Origin of the sequence: Ochrobactrum sp. Q0168, from assembly GCF_016427605.1 — a bacterium.
Classification (GTDB): Bacteria; Pseudomonadota; Alphaproteobacteria; order Rhizobiales; family Rhizobiaceae; genus Brucella.
Genome location: NZ_JAELXQ010000001.1, coordinates 116,693 through 138,269, shown reverse-complemented (window position 1 = coordinate 138,269; position 21,577 = coordinate 116,693). Strand labels below are relative to the sequence as shown.

Genomic DNA, 21,577 nt, shown 5'->3' with positions numbered 1-21,577 from the left:
TTACCTGTTTTCTTGTCCCGCCACAGCCAGCGCAGCGGTGGCGCGCGGCACGCCGGTCTTGTGAACGACGAGCTTTGCCGTTGGCCCCGCACCGGCAAGGGCGGCGGCTTCTGCAACCCCATGGCAACCGATGCGCTTGAACACAGCCTCGGAAGGATTGGCAAGACGCGGCGTTTCTTCCTCCAGACGCCTCGCCTCGAAAAAGCGCAAGGCGCAATCGTAATGAGCCGCCAGTTCAGTCCAGATGGAATCACCGGCCTTCGATGCGAGTGTCGCGATCATATCAGGCCTGCGCAGCCCGCATTGGGATAGAACAGTGCCCGCAAGGGTGATCAATTCGCCAAGCGTCGCGCCGGAAGAGCTGCCCATTCCCAGAACGGCAAGCTGCGCCTCACGCGCCACAGGGCGAACCCCGTTGCGCCTGCTGCAATTCTTCATGCTTGATGCCCAGCACATCGGCAACACGCTGGATCAGCACCGTTTCCGATTTGTCGATGCGGTTATCGGCGCAGGCAATCGTCATCAGATCGCGCAACAGCGACAGGCGACGCTCGGGAGCCATTTCGGCGAGCATATTCGCGGCCTGCTTGGTCGTGGTTTCATAAGCGAAATCCTTCAGATATTCGGCCACTTCCGGAATATCTTCCGCCGCGATACCGAAATTCTTGAAGGCGATTTCCTTGAAGGCGGCAATTTCAGCTGGGTGCTGGTCGCCATCGGCGAACACAACATGCAAAAGCAGCAGCAATTCCGAAGCCAGCGCCGGATCATCGGCAACACGCTGCACGGCACTCTTCTTGTTCAAAAATGCGCTAATGCGGTCAAAGATGCTTTCGCTCATAGGCCCCCTCCGAGTTGGTGGTCACAACCACATCATTAATGCTGGCGGATCGGGAAAACAACGTTATGTTGCGACAACAGTTCCCGGACCCTCTCCATGCCAGAATTTCTCGATACAATCACCCTGCTCCTGACGGCTGCCGCTTTCATCGCTGGCATCATCGATTCCATCGCTGGCGGCGGGGGGATGATTACGATCCCCGCTCTATTGCTCGCGGGCATTCCCCCGGTGGAAGCGCTCGGCACCAACAAGCTGCAAGGCCTGTTCGGCTCGTCATCGGCGACCATCGCCTATGCGCGCAAGGGGCACGTGAATATTCGCGAGCAATGGCGGGAAGCGCTTGCTTCGCTGCTCGGTTCCGTCTTCGGTGCACTGCTTGCAACAGTTCTGCCGGTCGCAATCATGCGCACTGCGCTGCCGTTTTTGTTGATCGCAATCGCTCTTTATTTCGCGCTGAAACCGAATATCGGCGACATCGACCGTTCCCGCCGCATCGGCCCGTTCCTGTTTGGCGTGACCATTGTGCCGCTGATCGGCTTTTACGATGGCGTGTTCGGCCCGGGGACCGGATCGCTCTTCATGCTGGCTTTCGTGGCGCTGGCGGGCTATGGCGTGCTGAAAGCAACCGCCCATACGAAACTGTTGAACTGCGCGTCCAATGTCGGCGGCTTTGCAACCTTTGCAGCAGTCGGCGTCATCAACTGGAAGATCGGCATCTGCATGGGCATTGCGCAATTCATCGGCGCGCAAATCGGCGCAAGTCTGGCGATGAAGGTCGGCTCGCGCATGATCAAGCCACTCTTGATCGTGGTCAGCCTCGCACTGGCCGTGCGCCTTTTGATGGACCCGACCAATCCGCTCCGGCAGTGGATTGGACTTTAAACCCTCAAGGCGACCAGCACCACCCCGCAGCCGATCAGCACAATGCCGAACCAGTTGATGGTCGACATGCGCTCACCGAGAAAGACAGCACCGAACAGCGCCACAAGCACCACCGAAAGCTTGTCCACTGGTGCAACGCGCGCCGCATCGCCAATTTGTAAGGCACGAAAATAGGCAAGCCAGGATGCCCCGGTCGCCAGACCGGACAGAACGAGAAACAGCCACGACTTGGCAGAAATCTCGCCCGGCCTTTGCCATTGGCCGGTGATCGTCAAAAACAGGCACAGCGCGCCGATAATGACGAACGTCCGGACCAGCGTTGCAAAGTCCGAATTGATGCCCTGAATGCCGACCTTTGCGAAAATCGCGGTCAGTGCGGCGAAGACCGCCGACATCAGCGCCCAGAACTGCCAGCTTGCTACCATAATCAGAACTCGATCCCCTTCTGGGCTTTCACGCCCGAACGGAACGGATGCTTGATCATTTCCATCTCGGTGACAAGGTCGGCCACCTCGATCAGCTCATCTTTCGCGTTTCGGCCGGTCACGATAACGTGCTTCATCTCGGGCTTGGCTTTCAGCACCTCCACGATTTCTTCTACCGGAAGATAATCATAGCGCAGAACGATATTCAGCTCGTCGCAAAGCACCATGTCGATATCCTCATCCATGATCATGGCCTTGGCCTGCTCCCATGCGCCCCGCGCCATGGCGATATCGCGGCTGCGATCCTGTGTTTCCCAGGTAAAGCCCTCGCCCAATGCCGAAATCGTCACCTGTTCGGGAAATTTTTCCAGAACCCAGCGCTCGCCGGTGTCCCACGATCCCTTGACGAACTGCACCACGCCGATCTTCATCCCGTGACCGAGCGCGCGGAAAACCATGCCGAAACCGGCGGTGGATTTGCCCTTGCCCTTGCCAGTATGGACGATCACCAGACCTTTTTCCTCGGTCTTGGTGGCCTGTATCTTGTCGCGCGCGGCCTTCTTCTTGCGCATCTTGTCCGCATGGCGCGCATTCAGCTCATCTTCGGTCATCGACAGAAGTTTTTCAGATTTCTCAGCCATTTGTCGCCCTTTCCGGATTCAACTTCTGAAGATTTTCCAATATGAACCGCGCCGAGTTCGAACGCGGCGTCCAGAAGCCGCGCTCGATAGCATCGTTCAGCTTTGCTGCAGTTTCCACCAGCGCTGCCGGGTTCTTTTCGGCCATGAAATCATGCACAGTCTTGTCGGCGATATAGGCCTGATAGACCGCCTCGAAATGATGGTTCCCGACCTTGCCGGTGGTAGCGGCAAAGGCGAACAGATAATCGACGGTGGCGGCAATCTCCGCCGCACCCTTATAGCCATGGCGCATCACGCCCGCGATCCATTTCGGATTGGAAGCACGCCCGCGCACCACACGCGAAAGCTCCTCCTCAAGCGTGCGGATCACCGGCTTTTCCGGTCTCGAATGGTCGTTGTGATAAACCGTCGGCATAGCACCGGTCAGGTTTTCCACAGTCGCGGCCATGCCGCCCTCGAACTGGTAATAATCGTCGCTATCCAGAAGATCATGTTCGCGGTTATCCTGATTCTGCACGATGGCCTGCACCGAACGCAGGCGCTCTTCGAGAAGGCCGCGCTCCGCCTGCCCCTCCTCGCCCGCGCCATAGGCATAGCCGCCCCAGACAAGCCAGGCTTCCGCCAGATCATTGCGCCCGGCCCAGCCGTTTTCGTCGATCAGCGCCTGCAACCCAGCGCCATAGGCGCCGGGCTTCGAGCCGAACACGCGATAGCCTGCACGGCGCTGCGCGGTCTTTTCATCGGCTCCGCTGGCCATAAGCCGCGCCTGCTCTGCCGCCATGCGTGCGGCAATCGGATTATCTTCGGCGTCCTCGTCGAGCGCTCCCACCGCACGTACCGCCTTGTCGAACAAGGCGATCTGTTCGGGAAACGCATCGCGGAAAAAGCCCGATATGCGCAAGGTCACATCAACACGCGGACGCCCAAGCATGGCAGGCGGCACGATTTCGTAACCGGTGACGCGGCGCGAGGCCATGTCCCAGACCGGCTTGACGCCGATCAGCGCCAGAGCCTGCGCAATGTCGTCGCCGCCAGTGCGCATATTGGACGTGCCCCAGGCGGTGAGACCGAAAGAGGTCGGCCATTCGCCATGGTCCTGCGTGTAGCGCGTGACCAGCAGTTCCGCCGATTTGCGTCCCAGTTCCCACGCGGCTGGCGTCGGCACAGCGCGGCTGTCGGTCGAGAAGAAATTGCGCCCGGTCGGCAAGACATCGGGCCGTCCACGCGTTGGCGCGCCGGAGGGCCCCGGCGGCACGAAGCGTCCATCGAGCGCGGTCAGCAATCCTTCGATTTCTGCCGGACCGCAGGCGATAACGCTTGGCCGCAGATGATCGTCTATCGCTTGCAACACAGCGCCGGTCTGTTGCCAGTCTTGCGGACAGGCCTGTTCGCCCGAGACGAACGTTGCCGCCAGGAGTTCGATACGTTCCACCGTATCGCCCGCAATACGCCATGTCGCCGGGCTAACTTCTACCAGCAATGCCGGCTTCGGTCCGGTCCAGGGATCGGCCATGTTGCAATCCAGTGGATCGAAACCCTCATCCAGCCCGGCATCGACAGCAATAGCGCGCTGCAAGCTCTGGTCGCCGACCCTTCCGCCAAGCGCAACCGGCACGCCACGCGGAACACGGGCCAGCGCCACCAGAAGATCGGTCAAAAGCCGCGCCTGCGGCGCTTGCCCGAAAATATGCAGCCCGTCGCGGATCTGCATTTCCTTCAGATCGCAAAGATAGGCATCCAGCTTTTGCAGCGCCATGTCTTCATTGTCATGGTCGTGAATGCCTGCATCACGGTCGAGACCAATATCGCGCACCAGATCGAGAATCTGCCCCTTAAGCCGCAGCAGACGGCGCGGATCGACGCCCGACGCTTCGTAATATTCATCGACCAGCGCTTCGAGATCCTTCAGCGGGCCGTAGCTTTCGGCACGGGTCAAAGGCGGCGTCAGATGATCGATGATCACCGCGCCCGCACGGCGCTTGGCTTGCGTGCCCTCGCCCGGATCGTTGACGATAAACGGATAGATATGCGGCGTCGGCCCGAACACGGCTTCCGGATAGCAGTTTTCCGACAGCGCCAGCGCCTTGCCCGGAAGCCATTCGAGATTGCCGTGCTTGCCCATGTGCACGATGGCATCGACATCCGCTATCGTGCGCAAGTAGGCATAGAAAGCGATATAGCCATGCGGCGGGACCAGATCCGGCGAATGATAGCTTTCCTTCGGATCGATATTGTAGCCGCGCGCGGGCTGAATGCCGGTCAGCGTTTCGCCAAGCCGCATCAGCGGCAGCGCAAAAGCATTACGTTCCCGGTCGTAGAACGGATCGGCTTCCGGCTCGCCCCAGCGGGCGGTGACTTCCGCCTGAATCGCATTGGGAAGCTTTTTGAAAAAGTCGTTGTATTGATTGAGCGAAATGGTTTCGCGAATCTCTCGGCCATCGCGCGCGGCATTGGTCGGCCCGGCTATCAGAAGCTGCATCAGCGCATCGCCATCCGCAGGCACTTCGCCAGCTTGATAGCCTGCATCGGCCATGGCCTTGAGCGTCTCGACCGTTCCGGCTGGCGTATCCAGCCCGACGCCATTGCCAAGCCGCCCGTCGCGATTGGGATAATTGGCGAGGATCAGCGCCACACGGCGCTCCCCGGCCTTCTTCCGCTTCAATCGCACCCAGTTTGCCGCAAGTTTCGCCACAAAAGCCACACGGTTTTCATCCGGCTCATGGGTGACGATATTCGCTTCCACCGCCGCATCGAATTGCCGTGCCGATTTAAACGAAACCGCCCGCGACAGGACGCGCCCGTCCACTTCCGGCAGGGCGACATTCATGGCCAGATCGCGCGCCAGCAATCCCTGCTGGGAAGCCTGCCAGACGGCCCTTGGCGTGCCCGAAAAAATCACCTGCAAAACCATATTGCCGCGCTTGTCGAGCACAGTCGGCTTGCGCTCTGCGCCCGGTGAGGAAATGGCAAAGCCGGTCGCGTTCAGCACAATATCCGGCGTGCAATCTTCGAAAACGCCGTCCACCACAGCGGCGGACAGCCGGTCCTTGAGGCTGGAGACGAACAGAGGCAGCGGGTTGATGCCTTCCGCCTGCAAACCCGCAATCAACGCTTCGACAGGCTGGGTCTGGCCGCTTTGCACCAGCGCGCGATAGAAGACGATGGCCGCAACCGGCGCATCCTTGATCCAGCGGCTGCGGATGAGGTCGAGCGATACCACCGCCTCGCCGGGCCACCAAAGCCCCGCCTTGAGCAGAGGTGCTGCTTCGGCTGGCTTTTCGCCGCCATCAATCAGCGCTGCGCAATAATCGAGGAAGGCGCGCATATTGGAAGCGCCGCCCTCGATCAGATAATGCCACAACGCGTCACGGTCGGCGTTCGCAACCGTCGAGAAACGATCCAGGCCGTGATCCGGCTTGTCATCGCCCGGAAGCACCGCGATCTTCACGCCATGGTTCACGGCGCAGGCATGAAGCGCTTCCAGCCCATAGGGCCAATAAGTCTCGCCGCCGATAATGCGCACGACAATCAGCTTTGCATGACGCGCCGTCCGCTCGACATAGGCGTCGACGGACATGGGATGGGTGAGGCTCAGAAAACTGGCGAGCCGCAGGCTTGGCCCGTCTGGTTCAGCGCGATGCGCCTGCGCAAGACTGGCCAGTTCCGTGTCGGCGGCGGAAAGGAACAGAATATCGCCCGGCGTCTGGCCGAGATCGACGGCCTCATTGCCGTCGCTGATCGTTCCTTTCTGGGCAAGCAGAAGATGCATTACAAAACTGCGTCTTTCACGGCCTTGGTGATGGCGTCTTCATCGATCTCATGCAGGCCGATGACGACGAGACGCGTCGAACGGGCTTCATCCTTGCCCCACGGGCGGTCGAAATAATGCTCGATACGCGGGCCGACAGCCTGCACCACCAGACGCATCGGCTTGCCCGGCACATCGACAAAGCCCTTGAGACGCAAAACATCATGGTCAGCGATGATGGTCTTCAGCTTTTCGGCAAAAGCCTTCGGGTCCGACACGGAACCGGCTTCGACGACAAAGCTCTCGAATTCATCGTGATCATGCTCGTGGCCATCGGCATGATGGATTTCATGATGCGACTTGCGGTTGGCGATATCGTCTTCCGTACCAACGCCAAGCCCGAGCAGCACATCGGCGCCAAGCTTGCCGAAGCTTGCAGGCACCATGTTGACGCGGCGCGACGAGCGTTCGGCAACATCAGCCTTCACGCTGTCGAGGCTTGAGGCGTCGATCAGATCGGCCTTGTTGAGCACGATCAGGTCGGCTGCATGAATCTGATCTTCAAACAGTTCTTCCAGCGGGCTTTCATGATCAAGCGATTCATCGGCAGCGCGCTGCGCATCCACCTTGTCATGATCGTCGGCGAAGCGGCCTTCGGCGACGGCGGCAGCGTCGATCACCGTCACCACACCATCGACCGTGACCTGCGTCTTGATCTCCGGCCAGTTGAAGGCGGCGACCAGCGGCTGCGGCAATGCGAGGCCGGAGGTCTCGATCACAATGTGGTCCGGACGATCTGCGCGGTCGAGCAGTTTGGTCATGGTCGGAATGAAATCATCGGCAACGGTGCAGCAGATGCAGCCATTGTTGAGCTCGATCACGTCTTCCTCGCGGCAGGTCTCGATGCCGCACCCTTTCAGAATGCCGCCATCGACACCAAGATCCCCAAATTCATTGATGATCAGCGCAATGCGCTTGCCATTGGCGTTTTCAAGCAGATTGCGGATCATCGTGGTCTTGCCCGATCCGAGAAACCCGGTGATCACGGTAGCCGGTATCTTCTGACCCTGCATGGAATTATCCCTTCATCTTGAGCGGCAAACCTGCCGCCATGAAATAAACTTCGTCCGCCGCCGCAGCGACGGCCTGATGCAGAAAGCCTGCATGATCGCGAAATTCCCGCGCCATGCGGTTTTCCGGCACGATGCCAAGTCCCACTTCGTTGGAGACGAAAACAACCGGCCCACCCAGCTTAGAAAGCGCGGCAACCAGATCACGTCCTTCCGAAGCAATGTCGCGCTCGGCCATCATGAGATTGGTGACCCATAGGGTCAGGCAGTCAACCAGCACGAATCTTGACGGTTGCGCCTGTTGCAACAGCGCGCCCTTGAGATCGAGCGGCTCTTCTACAGTCTGCCATTGCGTGCCGCGCCGGTCGCGATGCACCGCGATACGGCTTTCCATTTCTCCGTCGAAGGCGCGCCCCGTCGCCAGATAGACCGGCTCAAGCCCGGAGGCTTCAACCAGTTTTTCGGCATAGGACGACTTGCCCGAACGGGCTCCGCCAAGAACAAAGGTTATTTTTCCAGGCAGAGCCACGCTTTCAGCCTTCCAGTTCCGATGCGGCGTAATGCTGGATGAACCAGCCGAGCGCCAGACCGATAACCGCCCACATGAACAGATTCGTCGCCAGCGAGGCGACCGCATATTGCGACGCAAGCAGCGACGGAATTGGCGACGCAATATCCTCCGGATGCGGCGCGCCATAGACATGCGGGGCGATAATGGCGACGAGACCGAGCAGTTTTGCCCAGATTTCTCCGCGCAGCACGATCAGATAGAGACCAACGCCGCTCAGAACGACCGTCAATATCCACCAGAGCTGACGCTCTGCAAGATCAGCGGCAGGCATGGCTGGCAGTTCCGGCGAAAGGCCGAGCGCAGGCATGAACGCCACCGCGAAGAAACCGGCCATGCCCCAGTAAAGGCCGTTCTGCACCGTGATCGGGCGACCGAGCAGCAGCGCAATACCACCAAGCAGAAGAGCAAAACCGGCGCCGGCCACGAGATTGGCCAGAATCGTATTACCAAGACGACCGAAAGGCAGTTCTGCCCCGGCCTCTTCTTCGGCTGGTGCGGCTGCTGCCGCATGATCACGGGCAGGCGTTTCAGTAGCATGTTCATGAGACGCAGCCTCCGCCGGTCCATGGCCCAGATCGTGACTATGGCCGCCATTGGCCTCTTCGTATACTTCCGCCTGAATGATCAGCGGCACGGTCTTGAGATACATGGCAGGCGTCACCAGAAGTCCTGCCAGAAGGCCCGCAGCAAGCGTGGCCAAAAGATATCGGATCAACATTTCATTCCCCCAACTGCAAAGCGCACCGGTAGCAAATGCTATCCGACGCTCTGCAGTGTCAGCTTCCTTGAAAAACAGACATACGTTCATTTCCCCATGCGAACCGACGCGCTATCGCGGTTCGCAATGTCGATGCTAAAGCATCAATGGCAGGGAAAACCGTAAGAATGGCGGGTATCGTGCGCTGAATCGTGCAGCGCGTCCGAATGCGCAAGACCGACGCCATAAATGAGAAACGCGCCAAGAAGCAGGGAAACAACAGCCGTGCCGAGGCGCGCAGCCAAAGGCAGGGTAGTCGTGGTGGAGACAGAATTATTTATACGTGCAGCCATGACAACCTCCGTGCAGGCAGCAGGGAAAAACCTCCCATGGGGCGCGGGTATGATACCCTTCTGCAACAGGCAGGTCTCCTGGCTCGCGGGTCGTCGGAAATGTCACCACCTTCCCGGAACTTTAAGTTCCAGTGGCTGCCGGTCGCCCGGCTTGGCTCCATTCCTCTCCGCTCTACAGTCGCGGGGTCGGCTGCGATAAAGACGCCCGGAATGGGTCCGTCCTTCGCATTCCCTCTTGGTCCCACCAGATTCGTCCGGCGGAAACCTGTCACATGTCTGGACATTAGGCTTTTGCTGATGGGCCGTCAATCAGGACTGCGGCAGTGTCAGGTCAAGGAAAACAGTGCATGGATATCGAGACAGGCTTCCAGTCCCTCGGCCAATTCATCGAGCGCCGTCTCGACGGTCAAACGATAATTGCCTGCGCCGCCTTCGACCCCCAGCGCAGCGAGAAATTGCTGTCGAAACCGATCCGCGCCGAACACCCCATGCAGATAAGTCCCCATAATCCGACCGTTCGGAGAGACCGCGCCGTCATCATGATCCCCGATGCGGGCGAAAGGCCTGAACATATTAGCCCCTGTCGTGCGACCAATATGAATTTCATATCCTTCCAGCGGCGCATCATAAAGCAATGAACGCGCCTCGACATTGCGGACGACTTTTTCCGGCTCCATGACCGTCTCGATGTCCAGCAAGCCGAGCCCTTCCGCTTCGCGCACCTGCCCTTCGATCCCGTGCGGATCGCGGATGCTGCGCCCCAGCATCTGGAAGCCGCCGCAGATCCCGAGCACATGTCCCCCACGCTTCACATGCGCTGCCAGATCGCGATCCCATCCGTTTTCGCGGAACGCCAAAAGATCGGCAATGGTGGATTTTGTTCCGGGCAGCACGACCAGTCCCGCATCGGGCGGAAGCGGCGCGCCGGGCGGAACCATGATCACTTCGACGGCAGGTTCGGCTTTCAGCGGGTCCAGATCGTCGAAATTGGCGATGCGCGGTAACATAGGAACCACAACTTTCAGCGCTTTGTCAGCGCTGCGCACCGCACGCTCCAGAACCACCGAATCTTCGGCGGGCAATCTGGAAACAGCCTTGAGCCATGGAACCACACCGAACGAACGCCAGCCGGTGAAGCGTTCGATTGCTTCCAGCCCGTCGTCGAACAGGGAAATATCGCCGCGAAACTTGTTGATGATGAAACCGCGCACCATGGCACGGTCTTCTTCCGGCAGGATTGTGTGTGTCCCGACCAGCGAGGCGATCACCCCTCCCCGGTCAATGTCGCCGACCAGTACCACCGGCACATTGGCACGCGTCGCAAAGCCCATATTGGCGATATCACCGGCCCGAAGGTTGATTTCCGCGGGCGACCCCGCCCCTTCGATCAGCACGAGATCGGCGCCTTCACTGACGATGGAAAAGGATTCCATCACCGAGGCCATCAATTGAGGCTTCAATTCCTGATAATAGCGCCCGCGCGCTTCGCCGCGCACCTGGCCCTGCACGACGATCTGGCTGCCCATATCGGTCTGAGGTTTCAGCAAAACCGGGTTCATATGCACCGAGGATGGAACACCCGACGCCAGCGCCTGCAGCCACTGCGCGCGTCCGATTTCACCGCCATCATCGCTGACCGCAGCATTGTTGGACATGTTTTGAGGCTTGAACGGACGGACTTTCAATCCGCGATTGCGCGCCACACGACAGAGCCCAGCGACAAGCACGCTCTTGCCGACATCAGACCCCGTTCCCTGAAACATAATTGCCCGTACCATTTGACCTGCCTAGCCGAAACGGTAAGCCGTGGCAATCCGGGTTTGAGCCTGTGCCTACCGGCACATCTAACGCGCTCAACGATGCACCTTCTATGCAAAAATGCGCATCAGTTTATTACAAATGTGAGCAAGATTATTCCAAAGGAGCGTTGGCAGTCCTCCGCTCTTGTGCTCTAGTCAGACCAAGATGCGCGGTACTCATAGGGGAGGAAACCATGGATGCTGCTGAACAGAACCAGTTCGAGCTGAACGAGGAACAGCTCGCCATTCAGGAGATGGCGCGCGGCTTCGCAAGCGAGCGGATTGCACCCCACGCGCTGGAATGGGACCGCGACAAGCATTTCCCGATTGATGCGCTGCGCGAGGCCGGATCGCTCGGCATGGGCGGTATTTATGTGCGCGAGGATGTCGGCGGATCGGCGCTGAAACGCATGAATGCCGTGCTTATTTTCGAGGCGCTCGCAGCGGCGTGCCCCTCTTTCTCGGCCTTTGTCTCGATCCACAACATGGCTGCGTGGATGATCGATACATTCGGCAACGATACGCAACGCCAGCAATTTCTGCCCCGTCTCACCACGATGGACTGGCTGGCCAGCTATTGCCTGACCGAGCCGGGTTCCGGCTCGGACGCCGCCGCCCTTCGCACCCGCGCCACGCGGGACGGCGATCACTATGTCATCAACGGCGCCAAGCAGTTTATTTCCGGTGCCGGAGAGACCGACATATATGTGACCATGGTGCGTACCGGCGAGGACGGTCCGAAAGGGATTTCAACCCTCGTTGTGCCAAAAGATGCATCGGGTCTGTCTTTCGGCGCCAATGAATACAAGATGGGCTGGAACTGCCAGCCGACGCGAACGGTCATTTTCGACAACTGCCGCGTGCCGGTGGGAAATCGGCTTGGCGAAGAAGGCACAGGCTTCAAGATCGCCATGGCCGGTCTCGACGGCGGACGGCTGAATATCGGAGCCTGCTCGCTTGGCGGCGCGCAATCTGCACTCGACAAGGCGCTGGAATATTGCGGCGAGCGAAAAGCCTTCGGACAAACGATCGACCGTTTTCAGGCCCTGCAGTTTCGCCTTGCCGATATGGAAACGGAGCTTTCGGCAGCGCGACTGCTGCTTTACGCTGCCGCCAACAGGCTCGACCGCAAAACCCACGATGCGGGCAAATGGTCGGCCATGGCCAAGCGGTTTGTCACCGACACCGGGTTCAATATCGCAAATGAAGCGCTGCAGCTCTTTGGCGGTTACGGTTATCTCCATGATTACGGAATCGAAAAGCTGGTCCGCGACCTGCGCGTGCACCAGATTCTGGAGGGCACCAACGAAATCATGCGCGTGATCATTGCAAGGCATATGATCGGACGCTGAACAGCATTTATACGGAGGAGTTTATCATGGCCACTATCGCATTTATCGGCCTCGGCAATATGGGCGGCCCGATGGCGGCAAATCTGGTCAAAGCCGGACACACGGTGCGCGGCTTTGATTTGTTGCCGCAGCATCTCGAAGAAGCCCGTGCCAATGGATTGCAGATTGCCGCGAGTGCAGTGGATGCCGTTTCGGATGTCGACGCGGTCATAACCATGCTGCCAGCGGGCAAGCATGTTCTCGCCGTTTATGAGGAAATCGCCCCTAAAGCGCGAAAAGATTCAGTTTTTATCGATTGCTCCACGATTGACGTCGATTCCGCCCGCAAGGCCCATGCGATTGCAGCAGATCACGGGCACCTCTCCATTGACGCACCGGTTTCCGGCGGTACCGGCGGTGCCGCCGCAGGCACGCTAACCTTCATGGCAGGCGGCAGCAACAAGGCCTTCGAGCGTGGCGAACCGATCCTCAAGCCAATGGCTGGCAAGATCGTGCGTTGCGGTGGTGACGGAGCCGGACAGGCCGCCAAGATCTGCAACAACATGATTCTCGGCATTTCGATGATCGGTGTCAGCGAGGCTTTTGTGCTGGCTGAGAAGCTCGGCCTGTCCCATCAGGCGCTGTTCGACGTGGCTTCAACCTCGTCGGGTCAGTGCTGGTCGCTCACCACCTATTGCCCCGTGCCGGGACCGGTGCCGACCTCCCCCGCCAACCGTGACTATAAGCCGGGCTTTGCCGCAGCGTTGATGCTCAAGGACCTCAAGCTGTCGCAGGAAGCGGCGAGAAGTGCAGGCGCTGAGACGCCGCTTGGCGCCCATGCGGAGGCGATTTATTCGCTGTTCGACAGTGAAGGCCATGGCGGCGATGACTTCTCCGGCATCATCAATCATTTGCGGGCAAAATCCGACGCAAAGTAAAAAGAGATCACATGCGTGAAAAACTTGTCCCAAAAAGGCAATGTTTAGATTTGCTTAATCGTCTGCTAACCGTACGGTAACGATGTTCAGTTAAAAAGGAGCTCGAGACAGGCCGAGCCTCTCTCGATGCTCCGGATCTGGTATTGCGTACCGGAGCTTCATGTATCTCCCACCAGCGTTCAGTCCGGTGGGATTGCCATGCGTAGTTGGCAAAACCGTGCACCGAAAGGCAGCGCGGTTTTTGCCGTAAACGAAAAATTTATCAAATATTGTCCGCATATTTCCCTTGATGGGTGCTACTCGGATTGAAATCCGAACATAATCCTGTGACATGTAGCAGCCTGTTTGCGCCTATCCGGGCACATCGTTCAGCATCGGGACTTCGAGTTTGACCGCAATAAGACATACCGCGTCCACCGCAGATAAAGAAATATTGGGACTGCCTTGGGCCGTTCTCTTCGTCATCTGCTATTTCGTGCTTCAGGCCGTTCTGGTGACTTATATCTCCAACGGTGCTGGCCTCGACGATGCGGAGCAGCTTGCCAATATAGGCTATCTCGACTGGGGTTATGGCGGTTCGCAGCCGCCGCTCTATACGTGGACGACCAATCTTGCCGCCTCTGTGCTGGGCACATCGATGCTCACGCTTCAGATTGTGAAGTTCGGCATGCTGGCAAGCCTCTTCCTCAGTGTGTTTGGCGCCATGCGGCTTCTGGGCTTTTCACGTGCAGTGGCCTCGGCCAGCATGCTCGGCCTGTTTCTCATCCCGCAAATCGGCTGGGAATCGCAGCGCGCCTTGACCCATTCCGTCGCGGGCACGGCAGCATGCGGATGGACTTTTCTGGCCTTCGCCTGGCATATGCGCAAACGCAATGCGCTTTCCGCAGCCGCGCTCGGCGTGGCGATGACAGCGGCTCTTCTCGGCAAGTTTAACGCATCTTTCTTCCTGATCATGCTGATCATCACGGCGCTTTCCGTCCCGGAATATCGGGCGGTGCTGCTGTCGAAACTCTCGGGAATTACCCTGCTTGCTTTCGCGATCTGCATCGGGCCAACGGCAAGATGGATGTTCGCGCACAAATCGAGCGTCTTGGCGCGCTCCAGCAAATTTCAGATGGGCGCATCGGGAAATCCGATCTTCGACCGGCTGAACGGTATGGAAAGCTTTGTCGAAGCGGCCTTCCTGTTCTCGGTTCTGGCACTTGCAATCGCGGCGATCATCGCGCTCATTCATTTCAAAAAGCGCACGGTGCCGACCACGCCCTACACGCCCGGCGAGACATTCATGCGCCGCTTGGTGCTTGTCGGATTACTTATCGTGCTTAGCGGTGTTATTGCTACCGGCGCCAATGACGTGAAGGACCGCTGGCTTCAGCCCGTGCTGTTTCTTTTGCCCGCTGTGCTGGCTTTCCGTCTGGAGCGCTTCCGCATCGGCAACCGGCCGGTCATCGAATATGCGGCGATGGGTGCGCTGGTTGCGCTGCTCGTCCCCCCGGTCCTGTCCTATTATCTGGTCTATGGCTCCAGCGTTCCCCCATATGGGCAGCTCGATTATCGTCAGCTTTATACGGAAATCAGCAGCCACGGACCGTTCAAAACCATTGTTGCTGATAATCCGCAGATACCGGGCAATTTCCGGCTGTTTGACCCCTCGCTGAAGGTTGTCCACTCGGAGACACCGGAAGGGGCCAAGCAGATCGCAGCACCGATCCTTATCCTGTGGTTTGGTGACGCCACACCCAATGCACAGATTGCGAGCCTTCTGGCCAGCGTCAATATCGCGGTGCCAACGACGGGTATCATGACGACGAGCATTGCTTATAGAACGCGCCCGGATATGCAGATGCCGGTGGGGTATTTTCTGGTCAACGCGCAATAAACATCCGACATGTCTATGACAGCGAATGAACGACGAATGAAAAGGCCCGGGAGCATATCCCGGGCCTTCACTTGGAGCGCGTTTCGATCTGATTGGATCAGATCGGTGCTCTCAATGTTTGTTTTAACGCGCATCTTTCCCGAAAACCGTTTCACACTTTTCGGGATGCGCTCTAAATCCTTATTCCACTGTTTCCTGAACGGCATGCGCTGTGCCTTTGACATCGCGTCCAACGCCGCGAACCGTATTGGCACAAGAAGCCAGTGTGAAAGCACAGAGAACAATAGCAACCGGGACAAGGCGGGTCAGTTTCATAGCGGTCTCTCCGATAGGGATGTCGTTACAGCCCAAATGAATGGGCACACATGCTTGTATCGAGCCAGCATCCATAGGCCCACCCCGGACCCCGCCTCTGTCAGCTGGCCATGAAGCCGTTTCATGCGGCTGTCATAAATGAAATCTAGCGCAACCTTTTAACCTGACAAGAGACGGCATTACTTACACCCACAAGTTCTTGTGAGTTGTATCAGCAAGCACGAAAAGTCTCGAAACGACCCGTACGGCGATAAGCTTCAAAGACATTGCGCAAATTCTCCGCCACCGCATGAATATGCGGCCCGGCGTCGGGCCTGATAATCATGCCAAGCTGATAGCGCCCCAGTTCAGGCAGGCCATGCTCAGAACCCAACGCAACAATGCCTTCGCTGAGCAAGGTCTTCGCGAAAGGGGCGATGGCGAGGTCGGCCATGATGGCGGCGCGCTGCCCGGTGGAATGTGAACTCATATAAGCGATGCGATAAGGACGGCGCGAGCTTTCGAGCGCTTCCAGTGCATTGCCGCGCCAGGCGCAACCTTCTTCCCAAATGGAAAGCGGCAGCGGATCGCGACGGTAAGCCGTTCCGCATTTCGCCCCGGCCCAGACGAGTTCCTCATCAAGTAGAACTTCCGTATCGTCCTTGCTGGGCACCGTATGCGACATGTTGACGAGCGTCACGTCGAGACGCCGTTCATCCAGACGCTTGCGCAGATTGCCGCTCTGATCAATCACCACATCGACCGTCACGCCCGGATGAGTTTCGGCAAAGCGCTTGAGAACCAGCGGCAGAACGCATTCGCCAATATCGTCGGGCGAACCGAGCCGCACAACGCCGGTAACAGTCGGCGCAACAAATTTCGAAACTGCTTCACGATTGAGCGCCAGAAGGCGACGCGCAAAGCCGAGCAGAACCTCACCGTCGCTGGTGAGCGTCACCGAACGCGCGTCGCGGTCGAACACGGCAACGCCGATCTGCTCCTCAAGTTTCTTGATCTGCATCGACACAGCCGAAGGCGTGCGAAAAACCGCATTAGCGGCGGAAGAGAAACTGCCCGTATCCGCGATCGCCACAAACGTGCGAAGGACATCGATATCGAGCATTGGCAAAGGATGCTGGACGGGCGCTGTCATAACGGAACTCCGGCTGTAAATCAATTTTTCTGATCTTAAGCCTTTTTATATTTCGTTTGATTGAACGTCAAGCACGGCGCACATTAAGTCCATCGAAACAAGGCATCCCGCTGCAGCAGGCATTCAAACCAATCCATTCTCGCCCCGAGGAGACCGAAAATGACCGTACAATGCCAAACCGTGGGTCAAACTATAGGCCAGACCGCAGCCCGCAATCGCGGTTCAGCGAGGCCGGAATCCCATTCGATCTTTAGATGGCTGCGCCAGGCGCTGGCCGAGATACGAAGCCAGATCGATCAATGGCTGCTCGACCGCAAAATCGCCCGTACCCGCCTGGCTGTCCAGAATCTGCCGGAACATATCCGCCAGGATGTTGGCTGGCCCACCATTGAAGATCGCCTTCCCGTATCCCGACAGGGCCGTCCCACGCATCTGAGCGACCCGCGCTAAGGCCGATTTGCGACAAATATCTCTTTTCGAATGAGGGCGAGCCTATCTCGCCCTCATTTTCACGACATAAAAATACCTTCTCGCGGCAGGCATTTAGCCGCACTTTGCAACCTAACTGTTCTGTGTCTCAATAAAGCACTGTCCCGTTTGCGTCATTGCCCTCCCCTAGCATTTGCGGGCAAGGCTACCGGGATCGCCGGTCTGATAGCGACCGGCAAAAGCGGGGCAAAAATCGACCCCGCAGTCGTGACGGAGACGTAAGCAGCACCGCGTCGGGAACCGCGGCATCTGCTTCAAAAAATGGGAACGGTCCGGTTATGAACCAGGCTTCATCGATCAAGCGGTCTATTGTCTTTTTTCTGGTGCCGAACTTTTCGATGATCGCGTTTGCGACGGCCATCGAGCCGCTGCGCATCGCCAATCGTATGCTCGGTTACGAAGCCTATCACTGGCGTCTGACGTCAACGGATGGCCAGCCGGTCACGGCATCGAACGGCGTCGTTTGCGCCGTCAATGCCTCGCTGGAAGACGAACGGCGCTATCTGCAACGCGAACAGCGCCCGTCCATGGTGTTTGTCTGTTCAGGCGTCTATGTCGAAGAATTCCGCAACAAGTCGGTCTTCGCCTGGCTGCGCGAAGAATATAATCGCGGCGTGGCGGTCGGCGGCCTGTGCACCGGCGCGCATATTCTTGCGGCAGCCGGTCTTCTTTCCGGCAAGCGATGCGCCATTCATTGGGAAAACCTGCCCGGCTTTGCGGAGGCCTTCCCCAAGGCGGAGGTCTATGCCGACCTTTTCGAATTCGACAGCAATATCTACACCTGCGCTGGTGGCACGGCCTCGCTCGACATGATGCTGAAGCTGATCGGCGACGATTTCGACGCCAATCTGGTCAACAAGATCTGCGAACAGGCACTGACCGACCGGGTTCGCAGCCCGCAGGACCGCCAGCGTCTGCCGCTGCGCGCGCGCCTTGGCATCCAGAACTCCAAGGTTTTGACCATCATCGAGATGATGGAAGCCAACCTGTCAGAGCCGCAGGCGCTGATCAACGTCGCCCACACGATCGGCCTGTCGCGCCGTCAGGTCGAACGGCTGTTCCGGCAGGAAATGGGACGCTCTCCGGCCCGCTATTATCTGGAAATCCGCCTCGACAGGGCACGGCACCTGCTTTTGCAATCATCGATGCCGGTGGTGGAAGTAGCAGTGGCCTGTGGCTTTGTTTCCGCGTCGCATTTTTCCAAATGCTATCGCGAACTCTACGGGCGCTCGCCGCAACAGGAGCGCGCAGATCGCAAAATGCTCATCGCGGCATAGGCCGGATCAGTACTGCGAATGGTAACGCCGCCTGTGTGGCGGCTGCCTAAAAGATAAGAAAATCAGAACCGTAAAGCGTCTTTCGGAATCAGTTTCGCAAGATCGGATAACGCACGTTCCACCATGTCGCTTGCAGGACAGGCTTGTTGCGAAAAAACCCGGCTTTGCCCGGTGATGGACGCAGTCGTGTCAGGCTGGGAATATGTCGTATAAAGGCAAATATCCTGCCCCGTCAGCGATTATGGTTCTGTCAAATACCAACCAGGGTCACATAAAATGGCAGAGTTTCCTAAGAAGGCGAAGGTCGTAATCGTCGGGCTCGGCGGCATCGTCGGCGCATCCGTCGTGCATCACCTGATCGAACGGGGCTGGGACGACATCGTCGGCATCGACAAGTCGGGCATTCCGACCGATATCGGTTCGACCGCGCATGCGTCGGATTTCTGCTATGCGACCAGCCACGATTTCCTCTCCTGCTGGACCACGCTCTATTCCATCGATTTCTACGAAAAGATGGGGCATTACGCCCGTGTCGGCGGCCTTGAAGTTGCCCGTGTGGGCGACGATGGCCGCATGGATGAAATTAAGCGCAAGGTCGCTTCCGGCAAGGCCTTCGGCACTCGCGCCCGCCTGATCGAACCGGCAGAGATCAAGGAAAAATTCCCGCTGATCGAGGAAAGCATGGTTCAGGGCGGCCTGTGGGACCCGGATGCCGGTCTGGTCATCCCGCGTTCGCAGACGGTCGCCGGCAAGCTGATCGATCAGGCGGAAGCGGCGGGCAAATTGCAGAGCTTTGCCAATACGCCCGCCCAGTCGCTGCTCGTCGAAAACGGCCGCATCAAGGGCGTCGTCACCCATCGCGGCACCATAGAAGCGGATTATGTCGTGGTCTGCGCTGGCCTCTGGGGGCGTTTGATTGCCGAGATGGTCGGTGAGGACCTGCCTGTCATGCCGATTGACCATCCGCTGACATTCTTCGGTCCCTATAACGAGTTCGAAGGCACGGGCAAGGAAATCGGCTGGCCGCTCATGCGCGATCAGGGCAATTCCGCCTATATGCGCGATACGGGCGACCCGAAGACCGCCGAAGGCGGCCAGATCGAATGGGGCTATTACGAAGAGACCAATCCGCGCCTCTGTCACCCGCGCGATCTTCTGGAAAAGCACGAAGCGCGGCTTTCGCCGTCGCAGCGCGACCTGGATATGGAACAGGTTCTGGAACCGCTTGAGCGCGCCATCGAACTGACTCCGATCCTCGGCGAGCTTGGCTATAATGAAAGCCATTCCTTCAACGGCTTCCTGCAAGTCACCACCGATGGCGGCCCATCCATGGGCGAAAGCCAGAAGGTGCGCGGCCTCTGGTACGCAGTCGCCATCTGGGTCAAGGATGGTCCCGGCATGGGCAAGCTCATCGCCGACTGGATGACCGACGGGCGCACATCCATCGACCATCATGCCATCGACTATTCCCGTTTCTATCCGCACCAGATGACCGAGCAGTTCATCTGGGATCGCTGTACCGAAACGGCAATGAAGGTTTATAACCCGGCAGTGCATCCCCGTGAGCCGTTCTCCAAGGGACGCAATATCCGCCGTTCACCCTTCTATGAGCGTGAAGTGGAGCTTGGCGGCTATTTCATGGAACTCGGTGGCTGGGAGCGTGCGCATGGCTATGCCGCCAACGAGCATCTGCTGGAAAAATACGGCGACCGCGTACCCGTGCGCGAAAATGAATGGGACAACCGCCATTTCTGGCGTGTTTCCAATGCCGAACATCTCGAACTGACTGAAAATTGCGGCATCATCAATCTCTCGCATTTCGCGATTGTGGATATTGAAGGCCCGGACCATGTCGAGCTGATGGAATGGCTTTGCGCGGCCAAGATTGGCGGCGATACCAATATCGGCAAGGGCATTTATACGCACTTCCTCGACGATGAAGGCATGGTGCGCGCCGACTTCACGGCAATCCGCATGGCCGACCGTATCCGCATGATCAACGGCGCCGATGCAGGCCCGCGCGATTTCCATTACATGCGCCGCGTGGCCGAGGATAAGGGCTTTGACGTCACCATTACCGATGTGACGGAGAAATATGTTACCATCGGCATATGGGGCCCGAATGCCCGCGAAAACCTCAAGAAGGTTGTCGAAAATCCGGAAGGGCTCGATGCCGAAAACTTCCCCTTTGCGGCGATCAAGCCGATCAGGATTGCGGGGAAGGACGTGACCGCCTTCCGCATTTCCTATGTCGGCGAACAGGGCTGGGAACTGCATATGCGCTATGAAGACGGCCTCGCCGTCTGGGATGCGCTGCGCTCGACCGGCACGATTGCCGTTGGAGTCGAAACCTATGCCAATACCCGCCGTATGGAGAAAAGCCTGCGCCTACAAAATGCCGACCTGCTGACGGAGTATAATCTCCTGGAAGCCGATCTGGCGCGTCCGAAGGTCAAGGAAGCCGATTTCCGCGGCAAGGCAAAGCATGTTGAATATCGCGCCCGCGAGCACCAGCCCGCCATGCTTTGCACACTGGTCATGACCGATAATGTCGATTCGAAGGGTGTTGCCCGTTATCCTGTCGGCATCATGCCGGTCATGGACCCGGAAACCGGCGAAACGCTGGTCGACGAACTGGGTCGCCGTTCCTTCACCACGTCAGTGGCTTTCGGCCCGACCATCGGCAAGAATATCGCGCTTGCCTATCTGCCGTGGAGCTATTGTCAGGAAGGCCGCAAGCTGACGGTCGAATATTTCGGTGAAACCTATCCCGTCGAAGTGGCGTCCGTTGGCTACAAGCCGCTTTACGACCCGGAGAACCTCAAGCCACGCAGCTGACCTGACCAGCAAAAAGCCGGGCATTGCGCCCGGCTTTTTCAATTCATGATGCAGCGATCTTATTTCAGCGTCGCCTTGCCGCCTGTAATGGTGATCGTCTCATCACCCGTCAGCGCCTCACGGTCGCCGTTCGGAAAGGTCACGAAGCAGCCGGAAGCGCAGAAATCGACCGTATCGCCGGGCGCCACAACCATTTCGCGCTTGGAAGCACCTTCGGTCACCACAATGGTCTGCGCGGCGCTGTCCTTGTTGGAAATCTTGGCGGCGTAGGAACCGCCCATGGAAGCTGCAAGCATAAGAACTGCGCCAAGACCGATCGTGCCAAACTTTCTGATCTGAATTACGTTCATA

20 protein-coding genes and 1 riboswitch are annotated in these 21,577 nt (G+C 58.4%); of the genes, 7 read left to right on the top strand and 13 right to left on the bottom strand.

The genetic code is table 11. The features are described 5' to 3' along the window. Nucleotides 1-369: a cobalamin biosynthesis protein gene (locus tag JAU75_RS00600; protein WP_199054882.1), complete on the bottom strand. Its 369-nt coding sequence runs from the start codon at nucleotides 367-369 to the stop codon at nucleotides 1-3. Between the two features lie 22 nt (nucleotides 370-391). Next, a complete protein-coding gene (locus tag JAU75_RS00595) occupies nucleotides 392-841 on the bottom strand; it encodes a TerB family tellurite resistance protein (protein WP_078339313.1) in 450 nt (149 codons plus the stop codon). A 96-nt stretch (nucleotides 842-937) separates the two neighbouring features. Here JAU75_RS00595 and JAU75_RS00590 point away from each other — a divergent pair, with 96 nt between their 5' ends. After that, nucleotides 938-1,723, top strand: a complete 786-nt coding sequence (locus JAU75_RS00590) for a TSUP family transporter (RefSeq protein ID WP_199053769.1) — start codon at nucleotides 938-940, stop codon at nucleotides 1,721-1,723. On the opposite strand, the gene JAU75_RS00585 is transcribed toward JAU75_RS00590, so the two are convergent. The 8 genes from JAU75_RS00585 to JAU75_RS00550 form a co-directional block, all read right to left on the bottom strand. Continuing rightward, on the bottom strand, nucleotides 1,720-2,148 hold the full coding sequence (locus JAU75_RS00585) for an EamA family transporter (protein ID WP_138786300.1): 429 nt from the start codon (nucleotides 2,146-2,148) through the stop codon (nucleotides 1,720-1,722). The genes JAU75_RS00590 and JAU75_RS00585 overlap by 4 nt on opposite strands. A 2-nt stretch (nucleotides 2,149-2,150) precedes the next feature. After that, entirely contained in the window at nucleotides 2,151-2,789 is a 639-nt protein-coding gene (gene cobO / locus JAU75_RS00580) for a cob(I)yrinic acid a,c-diamide adenosyltransferase (RefSeq protein WP_199053767.1), read from the bottom strand. After that, entirely contained in the window at nucleotides 2,782-6,558 is a 3,777-nt protein-coding gene (cobN, locus tag JAU75_RS00575) for a cobaltochelatase subunit CobN (RefSeq protein WP_199053765.1), read from the bottom strand. The genes cobO and cobN overlap by 8 nt, the downstream gene beginning before the upstream one ends. Beyond that, entirely contained in the window at nucleotides 6,558-7,610 is a 1,053-nt protein-coding gene (gene cobW, locus JAU75_RS00570) for a cobalamin biosynthesis protein CobW (RefSeq protein WP_199053763.1), read from the bottom strand. Before cobW ends, cobN begins: the two co-directional genes overlap by 1 nt. A 4-nt stretch (nucleotides 7,611-7,614) precedes the next feature. Beyond that, nucleotides 7,615-8,136 carry a bifunctional adenosylcobinamide kinase/adenosylcobinamide-phosphate guanylyltransferase gene (gene cobU / locus JAU75_RS00565; protein WP_371836093.1) on the bottom strand — a complete coding sequence of 174 codons (522 nt, stop codon included), beginning with the start codon at nucleotides 8,134-8,136 and terminating at the stop codon, nucleotides 7,615-7,617. Between the two features lie 4 nt (nucleotides 8,137-8,140). Further along, the gene (locus JAU75_RS00560; RefSeq protein ID WP_199053759.1) at nucleotides 8,141-8,896 is read right to left on the bottom strand and encodes a CbtA family protein; all 756 of its coding nucleotides are present in this window, start codon (nucleotides 8,894-8,896) and stop codon (nucleotides 8,141-8,143) included. A gap of 143 nt (nucleotides 8,897-9,039) precedes the next feature. Next, nucleotides 9,040-9,228 (bottom strand): CbtB domain-containing protein, encoded by a 189-nt coding sequence (locus JAU75_RS00555; protein ID WP_199053757.1) that lies wholly within the window; start codon nucleotides 9,226-9,228, stop codon nucleotides 9,040-9,042. Between the two features lie 50 nt (nucleotides 9,229-9,278). Continuing rightward, nucleotides 9,279-9,512, bottom strand: a riboswitch (cobalamin riboswitch). 42 nt (nucleotides 9,513-9,554) lie between these two features. After that, nucleotides 9,555-11,006, bottom strand: coding sequence for a cobyric acid synthase (locus tag JAU75_RS00550; RefSeq protein ID WP_199053755.1), 1,452 nt, complete (start codon nucleotides 11,004-11,006; stop codon nucleotides 9,555-9,557). 215 nt (nucleotides 11,007-11,221) lie between these two features. Between JAU75_RS00550 and JAU75_RS00545 the strand changes: the two genes are divergently transcribed. The 3 genes from JAU75_RS00545 (at nucleotide 11,222) to JAU75_RS00535 (ending at nucleotide 15,175) form a co-directional block, all read left to right on the top strand. Next, a complete protein-coding gene (locus JAU75_RS00545) occupies nucleotides 11,222-12,379 on the top strand; it encodes an isobutyryl-CoA dehydrogenase (RefSeq protein WP_199053753.1) in 1,158 nt (385 codons plus the stop codon). Between the two features lie 26 nt (nucleotides 12,380-12,405). Continuing rightward, on the top strand, nucleotides 12,406-13,296 hold the full coding sequence (mmsB, locus tag JAU75_RS00540) for a 3-hydroxyisobutyrate dehydrogenase (protein ID WP_199053751.1): 891 nt from the start codon (nucleotides 12,406-12,408) through the stop codon (nucleotides 13,294-13,296). Nucleotides 13,297-13,684: 388 nt separating this feature from the next. After that, nucleotides 13,685-15,175 (top strand): glycosyltransferase family 39 protein, encoded by a 1,491-nt coding sequence (locus JAU75_RS00535; protein WP_199053749.1) that lies wholly within the window; start codon nucleotides 13,685-13,687, stop codon nucleotides 15,173-15,175. A 180-nt stretch (nucleotides 15,176-15,355) separates the two neighbouring features. Here the strand turns inward: JAU75_RS00535 and JAU75_RS00530 are convergent, their stop codons facing one another. Together JAU75_RS00530 and JAU75_RS00525 are read right to left on the bottom strand one after the other, a co-directional pair. Continuing rightward, nucleotides 15,356-15,490, bottom strand: coding sequence for an entericidin A/B family lipoprotein (locus JAU75_RS00530; RefSeq protein WP_012091850.1), 135 nt, complete (start codon nucleotides 15,488-15,490; stop codon nucleotides 15,356-15,358). Between the two features lie 211 nt (nucleotides 15,491-15,701). Further along, nucleotides 15,702-16,622 carry a LysR family transcriptional regulator gene (locus JAU75_RS00525; RefSeq protein ID WP_199053747.1) on the bottom strand — a complete coding sequence of 307 codons (921 nt, stop codon included), beginning with the start codon at nucleotides 16,620-16,622 and terminating at the stop codon, nucleotides 15,702-15,704. A gap of 159 nt (nucleotides 16,623-16,781) precedes the next feature. Here JAU75_RS00525 and JAU75_RS00520 point away from each other — a divergent pair, with 159 nt between their 5' ends. The 3 genes from JAU75_RS00520 to JAU75_RS00510 all read left to right on the top strand — a co-directional run bounded on the left by JAU75_RS00520 (nucleotide 16,782) and on the right by JAU75_RS00510 (nucleotide 21,226). Then, nucleotides 16,782-17,072, top strand: coding sequence for a hypothetical protein (locus tag JAU75_RS00520; RefSeq protein WP_199053745.1), 291 nt, complete (start codon nucleotides 16,782-16,784; stop codon nucleotides 17,070-17,072). A gap of 317 nt (nucleotides 17,073-17,389) precedes the next feature. Then, a complete protein-coding gene (locus tag JAU75_RS00515) occupies nucleotides 17,390-18,388 on the top strand; it encodes a GlxA family transcriptional regulator (RefSeq protein ID WP_199053743.1) in 999 nt (332 codons plus the stop codon). A 276-nt stretch (nucleotides 18,389-18,664) separates the two neighbouring features. Then, on the top strand, nucleotides 18,665-21,226 hold the full coding sequence (locus JAU75_RS00510) for an FAD-dependent oxidoreductase (protein ID WP_199053741.1): 2,562 nt from the start codon (nucleotides 18,665-18,667) through the stop codon (nucleotides 21,224-21,226). 59 nt (nucleotides 21,227-21,285) lie between these two features. On the opposite strand, the gene JAU75_RS00505 is transcribed toward JAU75_RS00510, so the two are convergent. Then, nucleotides 21,286-21,576, bottom strand: a complete 291-nt coding sequence (locus JAU75_RS00505; protein WP_199053739.1) for a hypothetical protein — start codon at nucleotides 21,574-21,576, stop codon at nucleotides 21,286-21,288. Nucleotide 21,577 lies beyond the last annotated feature (1 nt).

What these genes read in the sequence shown, in the direction of transcription:
- JAU75_RS00600 (WP_199054882.1), bottom strand. Translation starts at nt 369, where the DNA reads ATGGGCAGCTCTTCCGGCGCGACGCTTGGCGAATTGATCACCCTTGCG.
- JAU75_RS00595 (WP_078339313.1), bottom strand. Translation starts at nt 841, where the DNA reads ATGAGCGAAAGCATCTTTGACCGCATTAGCGCATTTTTGAACAAGAAG.
- JAU75_RS00590 (WP_199053769.1), top strand. Translation starts at nt 938, where the DNA reads ATGCCAGAATTTCTCGATACAATCACCCTGCTCCTGACGGCTGCCGCT.
- JAU75_RS00585 (WP_138786300.1), bottom strand. Translation starts at nt 2,148, where the DNA reads ATGGTAGCAAGCTGGCAGTTCTGGGCGCTGATGTCGGCGGTCTTCGCC.
- cobO (WP_199053767.1), bottom strand. Translation starts at nt 2,789, where the DNA reads ATGGCTGAGAAATCTGAAAAACTTCTGTCGATGACCGAAGATGAGCTG.
- cobN (WP_199053765.1), bottom strand. Translation starts at nt 6,558, where the DNA reads ATGCATCTTCTGCTTGCCCAGAAAGGAACGATCAGCGACGGCAATGAG.
- cobW (WP_199053763.1), bottom strand. Translation starts at nt 7,610, where the DNA reads ATGCAGGGTCAGAAGATACCGGCTACCGTGATCACCGGGTTTCTCGGA.
- JAU75_RS00560 (WP_199053759.1), bottom strand. Translation starts at nt 8,896, where the DNA reads ATGTTGATCCGATATCTTTTGGCCACGCTTGCTGCGGGCCTTCTGGCA.
- JAU75_RS00555 (WP_199053757.1), bottom strand. Translation starts at nt 9,228, where the DNA reads ATGGCTGCACGTATAAATAATTCTGTCTCCACCACGACTACCCTGCCT.
- JAU75_RS00550 (WP_199053755.1), bottom strand. Translation starts at nt 11,006, where the DNA reads ATGGTACGGGCAATTATGTTTCAGGGAACGGGGTCTGATGTCGGCAAG.
- JAU75_RS00545 (WP_199053753.1), top strand. Translation starts at nt 11,222, where the DNA reads ATGGATGCTGCTGAACAGAACCAGTTCGAGCTGAACGAGGAACAGCTC.
- mmsB (WP_199053751.1), top strand. Translation starts at nt 12,406, where the DNA reads ATGGCCACTATCGCATTTATCGGCCTCGGCAATATGGGCGGCCCGATG.
- JAU75_RS00530 (WP_012091850.1), bottom strand. Translation starts at nt 15,490, where the DNA reads ATGAAACTGACCCGCCTTGTCCCGGTTGCTATTGTTCTCTGTGCTTTC.
- JAU75_RS00525 (WP_199053747.1), bottom strand. Translation starts at nt 16,622, where the DNA reads ATGACAGCGCCCGTCCAGCATCCTTTGCCAATGCTCGATATCGATGTC.
- JAU75_RS00520 (WP_199053745.1), top strand. Translation starts at nt 16,782, where the DNA reads ATGACCGTACAATGCCAAACCGTGGGTCAAACTATAGGCCAGACCGCA.
- JAU75_RS00515 (WP_199053743.1), top strand. Translation starts at nt 17,390, where the DNA reads ATGAACCAGGCTTCATCGATCAAGCGGTCTATTGTCTTTTTTCTGGTG.
- JAU75_RS00510 (WP_199053741.1), top strand. Translation starts at nt 18,665, where the DNA reads ATGGCAGAGTTTCCTAAGAAGGCGAAGGTCGTAATCGTCGGGCTCGGC.
- JAU75_RS00505 (WP_199053739.1), bottom strand. Translation starts at nt 21,576, where the DNA reads ATGAACGTAATTCAGATCAGAAAGTTTGGCACGATCGGTCTTGGCGCA.